The organism is Enterobacter sp. ZOR0014, from assembly GCF_000798855.1.
In the GTDB taxonomy this organism is placed as follows: domain Bacteria; phylum Pseudomonadota; class Gammaproteobacteria; order Enterobacterales; family Enterobacteriaceae; genus Enterobacter; species Enterobacter kobei.
Map to the genome: position 1 here is coordinate 1 of NZ_JTLF01000216.1, position 13,469 is coordinate 13,469.

Sequence of the window (13,469 nt, forward strand, 5' to 3'; positions counted from 1 at the left end):
CTAATTAGCTGATTTTACAGATGAAGCCCGGCGAGATCCTCGCCGGGCTTCTTTTTTGTATCCGGCAGGAGAATCATTTAAGCTCAACGTTTAAAAGGCAACGGAGTGATGACGATGGGTAACGTGACCAAAGATGAAGCGCTGTACCAGGAGATGTGCCGGGTGGTCGGTAAGGTGGTGCTTGAGATGCGTGATTTAGGGCAGGAGCCGAAGCATATTGTCATTGCGGGTGTGCTGCGCACGGCGCTGGCGAACCAGCGCATCAAGCGTAGCGAATTGACAACCGAAGCGATGGAGACGGTGGTTAAAGCGCTGGCCGGGTGATGCGCCCGCGTTTCGCGCGTTTCTCAGATCCCGCATATCAACAGTCGTTATTGTTATTTCCCCTCCATTGTTAATGGGTGTTTTACTGAACGCAGGTGAAGCAAGAGGGGCAAGACGATGAAAAAATGGATCAGCACGTTACGGCGGTTTTTTGCCACCCGACCTGTGAATGCGGAGAACAGCGCGCAACGTGTTCTTGAGTCAATACTGCCTGCCGCCAGCCTGTACGGTGTGGACGTTGCTAACATAGACCCGGAGTGGTTCCATGATAAAACGTCACGCTGAACTGCGCCGCACGCGCGAAATGTACTGGAATGAGCTGTGCGTTACGGGTGTAAAGCCACAATGAGCGGAAAAGTACGCGGTGAATCATTCGATTAATTAACCCGTTGTTTGTTACCTATAGGTCCTTTCATTAATGGAGATAATGATGAAACGGACCACGTTAACCACGGCTCTTTCAGCCCCTGCGTTACTTCTCGCCATGCATGCGGCACATGCTGCGCCACAGGCTCATGTCGTCTGCGGCTACTCCCATACCCTTGGCGATGATGCCATTATGATGTTTGGCAGACCCAACGAGGCCATGCTGCATGACTTCTTCGGCAACACGCACACCGATGCCAGCTCGACCAGGGAAACCCTGCGCACGCTGGAAGAAACCACCTGCGATAATAAAGCGGATAGCTCGGCATACTGGGCACCTTCGCTGCGGCTGCCTGATGGCACTATCGTAAAACCCGCGTATCAAAAAACCTATTATCAGGCCTCGAATGTGGAAACCTGGCCGCTGCAGCCTTTCCCGGCGGGGCTATCACTGCTGGCGGGGGATCACCATGGATCTGCGCCTAACCCGCATATCACGTTCTTATGTGCTAACGGCAAAGGTTACACGACAAAAACAGGCGAAGTGTGCGGGCTACGCAAGGCGGGAGACGCCGTGCAGTTTAATATCGGTATTCAGTTTCCCAACTGCTGGGATGGCGTGAACCTCAAGCCCGCTCACGGCGTTGCCAATGCGACGTACGATACGAAAGGGCAATGCCCGACCGCGTTTCCGGTGAAAATTCCGACCGTGAACATGAACATCGCTTATGTGCTTCCGACAATTTCATCCCTTGATACCAGCAAAGTACAGCTTTCCCTCGATCCCATTATGCATGGTGACGAACGCGAAGAACGCTGGGGAAGTCTCTACACTGCGCATGCTGATTTCATGAATGGCTGGACGGAAGAGGGGGCGCGCTTTATGACCGAACTGTGTATGAATCGCGGGCTGGACTGCGGCACGACCGTGCCATATGCCTATTCAAAAGCGCAGGCAAACGTCTGGCTAAGCAGCCTTGAGCCGGGGCTCTCCCAGCCTCAGCCGCAGGCTTTGCTGGTGCAGGATAACTGGCAGAACGGAGGCCGAACGCAAAACAGTGAAACCCTCTCACTGGTGAAGTTTACGATCCCGACGCTGCCAGCGGGACAGGATCCTTCTCTGTTTAAATATCGCGTTCGCATATACGGCGGTAAGGTAGAAACTGACGGCGCCGATCAGATCTTCTTCTATCCGGCCAGCAACGACTGGGATCCTGCGACGGTGAGCTGGGCTGACCGCCCGGCCTGCAGCTATCGATCCGATGCTGTGCTGTATCTCAACCACTCGCGCGAGTACAGAATGGTGGATGTCGACAAAGCCGTGCGCAAGGCGCTGGCGGAAGGGAAAACCGAAATCTCGTGGTATATCGGCGGCGACCGCCAGGGAAACCATTACCAGTTTGAACCGGCTTCTTCGGCGCAAAGCCTTGTACTGATGCTGACGGGGTTTAAAAAGACGCCTGAACTGTAGCTCTCCGTTGAGTGCCAAAAAAAAGCACCGGCTGACCGGTGCTTTTTATCAGATCTTGCAGGCATCACCGCAGTCGTCGTCGGCGACAATCGCCTGTGCTTTTTTGTCCGCGTCATCCAGACGTTCCGCGTTGCGTTCTTCCGCTTCATCCAGTCCGTTAAAAACCAGGTTATCGAGATCAATTTCCATGTTGCACCTGCTATGTTCAGTTATTGATACGGGCACAGTATAGGGCAAAAAAAGCCAGCAATGTACCACGCAGCACATAAGGATAATCCCTGCCATACTCAGTGCTTTATCACTGAGGAGCGCTCATGATTACACTCTGTAAAACCTGCGGTACCTCCTACGATGCACAGCCGGAAAGATGCCCGATTTGCGAGGATGAACGGCAGTATGTCCCGGCCAGCGGCCAGGCGTGGATCGAGTATGCGACGGTAACGGCCACGCACGCGAATAAATGGCAGCAGCTGGAGCCGCAGTTGTACAGCATCAAAACGGTACCGTCTTTTGCGATTAACCAGCGCGCGTTGCTGCTGCGTACCCCACACGGCAATATTTTGTGGGACTGCATCGCCAACCTTGACCCGGCCACCCACGCTATCATCACCGCGCTCGGCGGCCTCCGCGCCATTGCGATTTCCCATCCGCACTATTACACCACCATGCAGGAGTGGGCCGCGGCGTTTGATGCGCCGGTCTATCTGCACGCCAGCGATCGCGAGTGGGTGATGCGCGCCAGTCCGGCGATTAATTACTGGGAGGGCGATGCGCTGGAGATCGTGCCATCGGTTACTTTGCTGCGTCTCGGCGGCCATTTCGCAGGCGGCACGGTGCTGCACTGGCAGGAAGGCGTGGGCGTTTTGCTGGCGGGGGATATTCTGCAGGTCACCCCCGGGAAGGATGCGGTGTCGTTTATGTGGAGCTACCCGAATATGCTTCCGTTGCCTGCCTGCAAGGTTGAGGAGGTCACCCGGCGCCTGGTGGGCAAATCTTTCGCCCGTCTTTACGGCGCGTTCGAAGGGCAGAACATTCCGGCGAATGCCGACGCTATCGTACAGCGGTCGGGCCAGAAATATATTGCTTGTCTGAAGTGAAGCGCGATGGGTAAACTTTACGAGTGTGATCGCGATCATACCTAAACTAAAACAGATAAAAGAGAAATGGCTATGCAACATATCATTGAAGGTTTTCTCAGCTTTCAAAAAGAGATTTTCCCGCAACGTAAAGAGCTCTTTCGCAGTTTAGCGTCCAGCCAGAATCCCAAAGCGCTGTTCATCTCATGCTCCGACAGCCGTCTGGTCCCGGAACTGGTTACTCAGCAAGAGCCGGGACAACTCTTTGTCATTCGTAATGCTGGTAATATTGTTCCGCCGTTCGGGCCTGAGCCTGGCGGTGTCTCCGCCACTATCGAATACGCGGTTGTGGCGCTGGGCGTGACGGATATCGTCATCTGCGGCCACTCCAACTGTGGCGCGATGAAGGCGATTGCCGATAACGCGAACCTGGAGCCGATGCCTGCTGTTTCACACTGGCTGCGCTATTCCGATGCGGCCAAAGCCGTGGTTGAGAAGAAAACCTGGGATAAGCCGCTCGATAAAGTGAATGCGATGGTGCAGGAGAACGTGTTTGCGCAACTGAGCAACATTAAGACTCACCCGTCCGTCGCGGTGGGGCTGCGTAACAACTCCCTTCGCCTGCACGGCTGGGTCTATGACATTGAAAGCGGCGAAATTCGTGCCCTGGATAAAGCGACGAAAACCTTTGTCTCGCTGTCTGAAAACCCGGACGTCTTCTTCGAGTAATATCGCGTTGCAGGGCATGGAAGCCCTGTCAGTTCTCTACGTACGGTAATCGACGCCGTAAACCTGTGGCCGGTTTTTCAGCCGCCCTGGCCATCGCCTCTGCAATCTCTGCACACTCCGCCAGCCCCTGAACAAAGGGATGATCGTGCATCAGCCACGGTATCGCGCCAAACGCGATGCGCCCGCGAACCGTTTCAGGCGCATTTAGCGTGTAATCTTCACCGACATCGGGTATCTCGTCGCCGGTCGTTTCCAGCGCTCTGCGCAGTGAGGGGAAAGGCAGATCTTTGGTTTTGAGCGGCTTTTGCCCGCGTGCATCGATGAAAACGTCAAAGCGGTAAACGGTCTCTTTTGTGGACACCACCGTGCGGTCGCTGCCAACATCCAGCGTATAGTCGTCGCCCAGGGCCGCCACGCTGATGATGCCAGCCTCGCGAAGCGCAAGCAGTCTGCGGATAGACTGCGGAGGGATCGCCGCATAGTTGTCGATAAACACGCGGGCCAGCCCGTTTTTGAAGCGCTCTCTGTCCTGATCGCTAAGATGGGGAACAATCTCCTGAACGACCTCATGCAGCCGAAGGACGGTATAGCGCCAGGCGACGGTGCGCCGTTCGCGTTTGTTCCGTTCAACTTCATTGAGGTTCTCTTCCGCCCAGCTAAACGGACCGTGCTGTTGACGATCCTCAAACCAGGCGTCACGCAGGCTGTCGGCGTTGTGGCGTTGCAGAGAAATTTTCTCGCACCATGCCGGGTCGGCACGTTGAAGCTCTTTCACCATCAGGGCAAAAATGCGGTCAAGCAGGCCATCCGATCCTTTGGCTATCTCGCCTTCAACCACGGATGCGGTTAAAACGGACAGCGGTTCGTAAGGGATAGGGCAGTAAAAATCGGCTTCCGGAAGAATGCCTGTCCGCGACATCAGCGTAATGTTTAACGCTTCACTGCCTTTGTCCAGGATGAATTTACCGTCACGGAACTCACCGTGCTGCATCACCACCGCCATCGCCGCATCCAGACCGCTTAACGATGTTCCCATAATGCCAACGCGGCAAGGGGGAATGCGGGCGTCCATCAGACCGGACCACGGGCTTGGGAAGAATGTGCGCGTGGCTTCGTCCTCGTCTGGCCAGACGTGACCGGTGGCGATAACCGCAAGGTCAAAGCGTTCAGGAAAGATGTTGCCATTGACGGAAAGCGTGACGCCGGTTGAGGAGGGGATGACGTCGGTAACGGCGGCGGATTCATGGATGTTAACCTCGAACCCCTGCTTTTTAGCTTCTTTGACGATGGTTCGCAAGCTGTCGCGAAAATATTCACCCAGCAGGATCCGGGGCAGGAACTGCCGATCGTGGAGCGTGGTTTTATCTACCTTAAAACGCGCCAGGTGCGCTTCACTCTGTCCCTTCAGCCAGTCGAGGTAGGTCATAAAAATGGGCGGGATTTCAATGCTCGCAATGTTCGCCAGCATCAGGCGAGAATTATCGTCGTCGTTATAAGGCATGCCCACGCCAGCGTCATCGGCCTGTTCAAACACGGAAACTGAGAGCGGGGTGCTGTTTTTAAGCAGATGATAAAAGGTGTAAATCCCTGTGGGGCCGGTGCCGATAATGGCGATACTCTTCATCAACGCGCTTCCTGTATTTTTTCCATAAGAAAAGCGTAGCAGGAGAATAATGATGAAAATAAGGGATTAAGAAAAATCAGGGTATCTGAAGAGGATTTGCACCATTTCAGGACTGAAATGGTGCGTCCGAGTGGACTCGAACCACCGACCCCCACCATGTCAAGGTGGTGCTCTAACCAACTGAGCTACGGACGCAGAATGGTGCGTTCAATTGGACTCGAACCAACGACCCCCACCATGTCAAGGTGGTGCTCTAACCAACTGAGCTATGAACGCAACGTGTTGTCGGTGACAACGGGGACGAATATTAGCGGCACAGCATCAAGGTGGCAAGAGGGAAAATGCATTTTTCTCTCTGATTTCACGCGATTGCTTCATTACCGCGCAAAGTGAAGAGAAAGTAGCCGCCAGCAGGCGGCTACTGCGTATTTAACGCGCAGCGCGTTGCAAAATCACGGTTGATGGCTGGCGCTGCAGGAAGCGCATGCGCATCATCATCATGATCGCGGCTGACGTCAGACCAATGATAAAGCCCATCCAGAACCCGGCGGGTCCCATGCGGTCAACCACCAGATCGGTCAGGGCCAGGATGTAGCCGCACGGCAGTCCCAGTACCCAGTAGGCGATGAAGGTGATAAAGAAGATGGAGCGCGTATCTTTGTATCCGCGAAGCACGCCGCTGCCAATCACCTGGATAGAGTCTGAAATCTGGTACACCGCGGCGAGCAGCATCAGGTGCGAGGCCAGTGCCACCACTTCCGGGTTGTCGTTATAGAGCAGGGCAATTTGCTCGCGGAATGCAACGGTAAAGAGCGCCGTACAGACCGCCATGCAGACACCGACGCCCAGCCCGGTCCGTGCGGCCGTTTGCGCATCCAGCGTCGAGCCCTGACCCAGGCGGAAGCCGACGCGAATCGTCACCGCCGCCGCCAGCGACATCGGCAGAACGAACATCAGGGAGCTGAAGTTGAGCGCAATCTGGTGCCCGGCCACGTTAACGATCCCCAGGGGGGAGACCAGCAGGGCGACGACGGCAAAGAGCGTCACTTCAAAAAACAGGGCCAGCGCAATCGGCAAGCCTAACTGCATCAGGCGCGTCATGATGCTCCAGTCCGGCGTACTGAATCTTTTCTCATTACGAATATCGCGCATAGAGCGGGCGTGTTTCACAAAGGTAAGCATACAGAAGAACATTACCCAGTAGACCGCCGCGGTTGCCACGCCGCAGCCGACCCCGCCCAGCTCTGGCATCCCGAAATGACCGTAAATAAAGATATAGTTCACCGGAATATTCACCAGCAGGCCGATAAAGCCCATCACCATCCCGGGCTTGGTTTTCGCCAGGCCTTCGCACTGGTTACGCGCCACCTGGAAGAAGAGGTAGCCCGGCGCCCCCCAGAGCAGGGCACGCAGATAGCCTACGGCTTTGTCAGCCAGTGCCGGGTCAATGTTATCCATCGCGCGAATGATATGACCGGCGTTCCAGAGCACGACCATAATCAGCACGGAGACAAATCCGGCCAGCCAGAACCCCTGGCGGACCTGATGGGCAATGCGTTCGCGACGTCCCGAACCATTAAGTTGAGCAATAACCGGCGTCAGCGCGAGCAGCAGACCATGGCCGAACAGGATGGCCGGAAGCCAGATTGATGTACCGATGGCGACGGCCGCCATATCAGTGGCGCTATAGCCACCTGCCATGACGGTATCCACAAATCCCATTGCGGTCTGGGCCACTTGCGCGATGATCACTGGTATCGCCAGTGCCAATAACTGCCGCGCTTCATTCATGTACTTCTGCACGTGAACACCTTTATTTTGTAGTTATAAGAGAGACTAAAAAAGCCGCCGTAACGGGCAGCAAGAAGAAAATGCGGGGGGTGCCAGCTATTGTAGCGGGCTTTAGCTATTTATCTAGTGAAAAAATCGCCAGAAAATGCGCTCCGCTGGCAACCTCTTTTTCCAACTGTTATTGTGGTGGGATTAAACGGTGTAACCACCGTCCGGAGAAAACAGGAGTTGTAAGCATGTTTACTGGTATTGTGCAGGGCACTGCCAAAGTGGTGTCCATTGATGAAAAACCTAATTTTCGTACGCATGTTGTAGAGCTGCCGGAATATATGCTTGATGGCATCGAAACCGGCGCCTCGATTGCCCATAACGGCTGCTGTCTGACCGTCACCGAAATTAATGGCAACAAGATCAGCTTTGATTTAATGAAAGAGACCCTGCGTATTACTAATCTGGGCGAGCTGGCTGTAGGTGATACCGTCAACGTTGAGCGTGCGGCGAAGTTCAGTGATGAGATTGGCGGCCATCTGATGTCGGGGCACATCATGACCACGGCTGAAGTGGCGAAAATCGTGACATCGGAAAATAACCGTCAAATCTGGTTCAAAATGCAGGATCCGTCATTAATGAAATACATCCTCTATAAAGGATTTATTGGCATTGATGGGATTAGCCTGACGGTTGGAGAAGTGACGGCAACGCGTTTTTGCGTGCATTTAATTCCTGAAACGCTGCAACGCACCACGCTGGGTTCGAAAAAACTCGGGCATCGCGTGAATATCGAAATCGATCCGCAAACCCAGGCGGTAGTGGATACGGTTGAGCGCGTGCTGGCGGCAAAAGAAGCGGCAATAATAACGAGCACAGAAGACGAATAAAAAATAACCCCGGGTAACCGGGGTTATTTTTTTAGCGGGCGACCCGCAAGCCGTGCTCAATCCCCCGGCTGAAAACAACCTGCCAGAGCTGAATATCCCGCGCGCGAAACGCCCCCGCGCAGGCATTCAGATAATAGCTAAACATCCGCTTGAATCGTTCAGAGTAGTTGTCCGCAATCTCCGGCCAGGCTTCCTGAAAACGTGCATGCCATGCCATCAATGTGGTGTCGTAATCCGCGCCAAAGTTATGCCAGTCTTCCATCACGAAATGGGACTCGCTGGCGTTGGCAATCTGGCGCACGGACGGTAAACAGCCATTCGGGAAGATGTATTTGTTGATCCACGGGTCGACGTTGTTGTCGGTGCGCTTAGACCCGATGGTGTGCAGCAGGAAAATGCCGTCTGGTTTCAAATTGCGATCCACGACGTCAAAATAGGTGTCGTAGTTTTTCGGGCCAACATGTTCGAACATACCCACGGAGACAATACGATCAAACTGTTCGTTCAGGTCACGGTAATCCTGCAGCCGGATGTCAACATCAAGACCCTGGCAGCGTTCTCGGGCCAGCTTTTGCTGTTCTGCTGAAATCGTGACGCCGACGACGCTGACGCCGTAGTGCTTCGCCATAAAATACGCCAGCCCACCCCAGCCGCAGCCGATATCCAGCACACGCATTCCGGGCTCAAGCTGCAGTTTCTCGCTAATCAGACGCAGCTTGGCCTGTTGCGCCTCTTCAAGCGTCGATGCCTCTTTCCAGTAGGCGCAGGAATATTGCATGAAGGGGTCCAGCATACGGCTGAACAGGTCGTTGCCAAGGTCGTAGTGCTCTTTGCCGACGATCCAGGCGCGTTTTTTACTTTGCAGGTTAAACAGGCGGGCTGAGGCGACGCGCAGGGTGTCTTTCAGATGGCGAGGGAGTTGATTTTCCAGACCAGCACGCAAAACGCGGGTGAAAAATATATCCAGCCGTTCGCATTCCCACCAGCCATCCATATAACTTTCTCCCAGGCCTAACGATCCCTCTCGTAACACGCGTTTAAAAAAGTCGGGATGTTTAACCTGAGGATCGGATGGCGATGATCCATTAATCGTGATGCCTGCTCGACCTAACAGTTCACTGACGATCCGGGACCAGTTATCGTCCGGAACGCTGACTTCTTCTATACACGATGAACTCATAGCTTCTCCATCACCCTACTGTGATCAGAACCTTCAAACAGCGTAGACGCTTTTTTTGGTTTGTGAGAAATCTCACGGTATATACCGCGAGGCTAGTATCCGACGTAGAACAGAGGAAGGGAGATAACCCTTGCCGAAATGCCTTCCATGGTAAAACGGGAGCACTCCGGCTCCCGTTAACACTTAATATTTATCGTATTTAATCGAACCAAATTTAGTATAGGCCGCAAAATTTGGTGATTCAATAGAAAATTGTTAGCAACCTAATCACCGAAAAGTTACATAATTTTTGCAGTAATTACGCATGTGACGTTTCTGCCTGCGCGCGGTTATCCTGCGCACGCTGCGCGGCTGCCTGCATACGATAGCCCATGCCGGCCAGCGCAACGGTAACCAGCATCACGCTGGTGGTGGTCAGGAGCGGCGTGGCAATCAGCGCCGAGACCACCAGACTGGCCAGGAAGCACAGCCCCAGTTGCAGCGTATTCTGAAGTGCGGCCGCACGGCCTGTCGCCTGCGGGAAGGGACGAAGCGCCTGCGCCACAACGATAGGGTATATCGCGCCGTTCGCGATGGCCATTACGCAGAATGGAATCAAAATTTCAGCCAGACCGACGCCGGGAATAAAGCCGACGGCCCAGGTCCCGATAACGCTCAACGCATACAGCACCAGCAACCACGGCAGCATCTGCTGGCCTTCCCATTTTTGCAGCGCCGCGCGACAGCCGTACCCGCCAACCAGGAACGCGATGGTCTGCGGAACATAGCTCAGACCGATGGCCGCCGGGCTATAACCCATATCGTGCAGAATAAAGGGTGAACCGGTCAGCCATGCGAAGAAGCTCGCCGAGCAGGCAGCATAAATCAGCACATTACCGCGATACGCTTTGGCGCTCAGCAGGGAGGCAAAGGTAATTGGGCTGGCGTCGGCATGCGCCTCTTTTTTATGCGCGGGCTTGAGGGCGAACGCCGGCAGCATCAGGATCAGCGTGATGGCAAACAGCGTGGCAAAGATGGCCTGCCAGTCGAAATGCGCGAGGATCCAGCTACCCAGCAGCGGGGCGAGGGCAGGGGAAAGCCCCACCAGCGGCATAATGGTCGCGAAAATTCGGTTTGTACGGTTCGCCGGATAGTAGTCGGTGACCAGCGCCTGCCAGGTGACGGCTGCGGCGCAGACGCCGACTGCCTGAATAAACCGCAATACCAGCAGCCAGGTGGCGTCGCGAACCCATAGCATCCCCAGACAGCCCACGGCAAAAATGGCCAGACCGAGCAACAATACCGGCTTGCGGCCAAAGCGATCCGAGAGCGGTCCCCACAGCAGCTGCGCGAAGGCAAAACCGGCGAGGAACAAACTCAGGCTGGCGCTGATCGCGGCGGCAGGGGTTTGCAGATCTTCCTGCATGGCGGCGAAAGCCGGCAGGTACATATCGGTGGCTAAAAAGCCCAGCACGCTTAAGCCGCCGAGCCAGACTAAAAAACCTTTCCTGGGTTGCATTGTTTTCTTCTCCTGAGGAGGCAGGTGTACATTGGCGCAGAGTGTAGGGAGTGCAAAGCGGCTTGTGAAACGCTAATATTTGGCGGGTGCATTCAAATTTTTTGCAGGCAGAAAATGTGGTCAGATTATTCTCTTGAAGTGGTCGATGCTGTCGCGCGTAACGGCAGCTTTAGCGGTGCAGCACAGGAGCTGCACCGCGTCCCGTCGGCAATCAGCTATACGGTGCGTCAGCTAGAAGAGTGGCTGGCCGTTCCGCTGTTTGAACGGCGACATCGTGATGTGGAATTAACGCCTGCCGGGGCGTGGTTTTTGAAAGAAGGGCGTTCTGTTATCAAAAAAATGCAGATCACCCGCGAACAGTGTCAGCAGATCGCTAACGGCTGGCGGGGGCATCTTTCCATCGCGGTCGATAATATCGTGAAGCCGGAACGCACCCGGCAAATGATCGTCGATTTCTATCGTCATTTTTCTGACGTTGAGTTGCGTGTTTCGCAGGAAGTGTTCAACGGCGTGTGGGACGCGCTGTCGGACGGCAGGGTAGAAATGGCGATTGGGGCGACGCAGGCGATTCCGGTTGGGGGACGCTATGCCTTTCGCGATATGGGGATGCTGAGCTGGAAATGCGTAGTGGCACGCGATCATCCCCTGGCGGCCATGGAGGGGCCGTTAAGCGACGATACCCTGCGTAACTGGCCGTCGCTGGTGCTGGAGGACACCTCCCGCTCGCTGCCCAAGCGTATCACCTGGCTGCTGGATAACCAGCGTCGCGTGGTCGCCCCGGACTGGGAATCGTCGGCGACCTGCCTCAGTGCAGGGCTGTGCGTCGCGATGGTGCCCGTTCATTTTGCGCGCCCACGAATCGACACCGGCGAGTGGGTTGAACTGACGCTGGAGAATCCGTTCCCGGATGCGGCTTGCTGCCTGACCTGGCAACAAAATGATGTTTCACCTGCTATGGCCTGGCTGCTGGATTATCTGGGGGACAGCGAAACGCTTAACCGGGAATGGTTACGGGAGCCAGTGTGACTGGCTCCGTAAAGCGATTAACGACGGTAGTCGCGGAACGGACCATCCGCAACGGAACGGCGTTCGATGAGGCGCGGGTGGACTTCAATGGACTGCGACTCTTCACGTTTGTTGACGATCCTGTCGAGCAGCATGTTGAAGGCCGTTTCACCCAGCGAATCTTTCGGCTGGTGAATGGTGGTCAGCGCAGGGGTAAAGAAGCGCGCGTTGCGCACGTTGTCATAGCCGATCACGGAAATGTCCTGCGGGACGCGCAGACCCAGCTCATCGGCCGCACAGAGCGCGCCCATCGCCATGATGTCGCCCCCGCAGAAAACGGCGGTAGGACGATGTTGCTGGGAGACAATCTGCTGCATCGCGCGGTAGCCTGATTCCGGCTCAAAGTCACCCTGTACGATCCAGTTTTCTGGCACGGTGATCAGTGCTTCTTCCATCGCTTTCATAAAGCCAGCCAGACGACCTGCGCCGGTGTTACGCTCAAGCGGACCCGGGATCACGCCAATCTCACGATGACCGCGTTCGATCAAATAACGGCCCGCCATATAGCCGCCTTCAAAGGCGTTGTCGATAACGGAATCCGTGAAATCCGCACGGGCTTCACCCCAGTCCATCACCACCATCGGGATATGCCGATACTCTTCAAGCATCGACAGTACGGATTCCGGGTACTCGGAACACATCACCAGCAGGCCATCCACGCGCTTCTGCGCCATCATGGAGAGATAGGCTCGCTGTTTTTCAATGCTGTTCCACGCGTTGCCCAAAATCAGGGTATAGCCTTTCTGGAAGCAGTTTTTCTCTACCGCTTCAATGATCTCAGCAAAATAGGCCGCTTCGCTGCTGGTCGCCAGCAGACCAATCGATTTGGTGTGATTCACCTTGAGGCTGCGCGCAACCGCACTTGGCGAGTAGTGCAGCTCTTTGATCGCTGCCCAGACGGCGTTGCGCGTCTCTTCCGCCACAAAGCGGGTTTTGTTAATTACATGTGATACGGTTGTAGTGGAAACGTTTGCGCGTTTTGCTACGTCTTTAATTGTTGCCATTAAATGTCACTCCAGACCATATCCTAAACTCCTGAAATACTTGAAGGTAAACGTTTGCCTTCTCTCACCCTTATCACGCAATTTTAGATTGCGGTACGCCAGGAAAACGACACGGGACGTCAGGAGGGGGTCAATGGCCGGTACGCTAATAAATTTAGCGTGGAATTTTGTCCTATCTTGATGAAAAGGGGAAGAGGTAAAGTGGTTATCAGCTTAAATCCGGGAAGATTTTTGACGTAAACTATGCAAAAATGAGCAAGCTCACTTTTCGTGGGGGGATTAAAAGGAGAAAAATTGATGAGTTCCGATCTGAAGTTTTCGCTGTTCACTACCATCGTTGTGCTGGCGCTGATTGTGGCGGCTGGCCTGACGGCTGCGCTGCACTGATTTACGCGGAGGGAGAATCTTCTCCCTCCCGGTTTACCGGATTGTTACTTCTCAGGCAAAAATCTTTTGCCATTTT

The 13,469-nt window shown here is 54.8% G+C and carries 14 protein-coding genes and 2 tRNA genes; 8 read left to right on the forward strand and 8 right to left on the reverse strand.

Going from position 1 to position 13,469, the window contains the following annotated elements; all coding sequences use genetic code 11:
- Window positions 1-114: 114 nt before the first annotated feature.
- The 3 genes from fumD to L977_RS11390 all read left to right on the forward strand — a co-directional run bounded on the left by fumD (window position 115) and on the right by L977_RS11390 (window position 2,161).
- On the forward strand, window positions 115-324 hold the full coding sequence (fumD, locus tag L977_RS11385) for a fumarate hydratase FumD (RefSeq protein ID WP_014883541.1): 210 nt from the start codon (window positions 115-117) through the stop codon (window positions 322-324).
- A gap of 117 nt (window positions 325-441) precedes the next feature.
- Complete coding sequence (locus L977_RS24720) at window positions 442-609, forward strand: hypothetical protein (protein ID WP_014883542.1); 168 nt, start codon at window positions 442-444, stop codon at window positions 607-609.
- 145 nt (window positions 610-754) lie between these two features.
- A complete protein-coding gene (locus tag L977_RS11390) occupies window positions 755-2,161 on the forward strand; it encodes a DUF1996 domain-containing protein (RefSeq protein WP_047625782.1) in 1,407 nt (468 codons plus the stop codon).
- 48 nt (window positions 2,162-2,209) lie between these two features.
- Here the strand turns inward: L977_RS11390 and L977_RS24515 are convergent, their stop codons facing one another.
- Window positions 2,210-2,350 (reverse strand): hypothetical protein, encoded by a 141-nt coding sequence (locus L977_RS24515; protein WP_003857665.1) that lies wholly within the window; start codon window positions 2,348-2,350, stop codon window positions 2,210-2,212.
- A 125-nt stretch (window positions 2,351-2,475) separates the two neighbouring features.
- Between L977_RS24515 and L977_RS11395 the strand changes: the two genes are divergently transcribed.
- Window positions 2,476-3,258: an MBL fold metallo-hydrolase gene (locus L977_RS11395; RefSeq protein ID WP_047625783.1), complete on the forward strand. Its 783-nt coding sequence runs from the start codon at window positions 2,476-2,478 to the stop codon at window positions 3,256-3,258.
- 72 nt (window positions 3,259-3,330) lie between these two features.
- Window positions 3,331-3,966: a carbonic anhydrase gene (locus L977_RS11400; RefSeq protein ID WP_014883545.1), complete on the forward strand. Its 636-nt coding sequence runs from the start codon at window positions 3,331-3,333 to the stop codon at window positions 3,964-3,966.
- A gap of 28 nt (window positions 3,967-3,994) precedes the next feature.
- Here the strand turns inward: L977_RS11400 and L977_RS11405 are convergent, their stop codons facing one another.
- The 4 genes from L977_RS11405 to mdtK all read right to left on the reverse strand — a co-directional run bounded on the left by L977_RS11405 (window position 3,995) and on the right by mdtK (window position 7,393).
- On the reverse strand, window positions 3,995-5,590 hold the full coding sequence (locus L977_RS11405; protein ID WP_047625784.1) for an FAD-NAD(P)-binding protein: 1,596 nt from the start codon (window positions 5,588-5,590) through the stop codon (window positions 3,995-3,997).
- A 118-nt stretch (window positions 5,591-5,708) separates the two neighbouring features.
- Window positions 5,709-5,785, reverse strand: a tRNA-Val gene (locus tag L977_RS11410).
- 4 nt (window positions 5,786-5,789) lie between these two features.
- A tRNA-Val gene (locus tag L977_RS11415) sits at window positions 5,790-5,866 on the reverse strand.
- Window positions 5,867-6,019: 153 nt separating this feature from the next.
- A complete protein-coding gene (gene mdtK, locus L977_RS11420) occupies window positions 6,020-7,393 on the reverse strand; it encodes an MdtK family multidrug efflux MATE transporter (RefSeq protein ID WP_047625785.1) in 1,374 nt (457 codons plus the stop codon).
- Between the two features lie 224 nt (window positions 7,394-7,617).
- Between mdtK and L977_RS11425 the strand changes: the two genes are divergently transcribed.
- On the forward strand, window positions 7,618-8,259 hold the full coding sequence (locus L977_RS11425; RefSeq protein ID WP_014883548.1) for a riboflavin synthase: 642 nt from the start codon (window positions 7,618-7,620) through the stop codon (window positions 8,257-8,259).
- A gap of 31 nt (window positions 8,260-8,290) precedes the next feature.
- Here L977_RS11425 and cfa read toward each other — a convergent pair whose 3' ends face one another.
- Together cfa and punC are read right to left on the reverse strand one after the other, a co-directional pair.
- Window positions 8,291-9,439, reverse strand: coding sequence for a cyclopropane fatty acyl phospholipid synthase (cfa, locus tag L977_RS11430; protein WP_014883549.1), 1,149 nt, complete (start codon window positions 9,437-9,439; stop codon window positions 8,291-8,293).
- 298 nt (window positions 9,440-9,737) lie between these two features.
- Window positions 9,738-10,937, reverse strand: a complete 1,200-nt coding sequence (gene punC, locus L977_RS11435) for a purine nucleoside transporter PunC (protein ID WP_032636819.1) — start codon at window positions 10,935-10,937, stop codon at window positions 9,738-9,740.
- 114 nt (window positions 10,938-11,051) lie between these two features.
- Between punC and punR the strand changes: the two genes are divergently transcribed.
- Window positions 11,052-11,963: a DNA-binding transcriptional activator PunR gene (gene punR, locus L977_RS11440; protein ID WP_014883551.1), complete on the forward strand. Its 912-nt coding sequence runs from the start codon at window positions 11,052-11,054 to the stop codon at window positions 11,961-11,963.
- A 17-nt stretch (window positions 11,964-11,980) separates the two neighbouring features.
- Here punR and purR read toward each other — a convergent pair whose 3' ends face one another.
- Entirely contained in the window at window positions 11,981-13,006 is a 1,026-nt protein-coding gene (purR, locus tag L977_RS11445; protein WP_014883552.1) for an HTH-type transcriptional repressor PurR, read from the reverse strand.
- 297 nt (window positions 13,007-13,303) lie between these two features.
- Here purR and cydH point away from each other — a divergent pair, with 297 nt between their 5' ends.
- Window positions 13,304-13,393: a cytochrome bd-I oxidase subunit CydH gene (gene cydH, locus L977_RS24520; protein WP_014883553.1), complete on the forward strand. Its 90-nt coding sequence runs from the start codon at window positions 13,304-13,306 to the stop codon at window positions 13,391-13,393.
- Window positions 13,394-13,469: the final 76 nt, after the last annotated feature.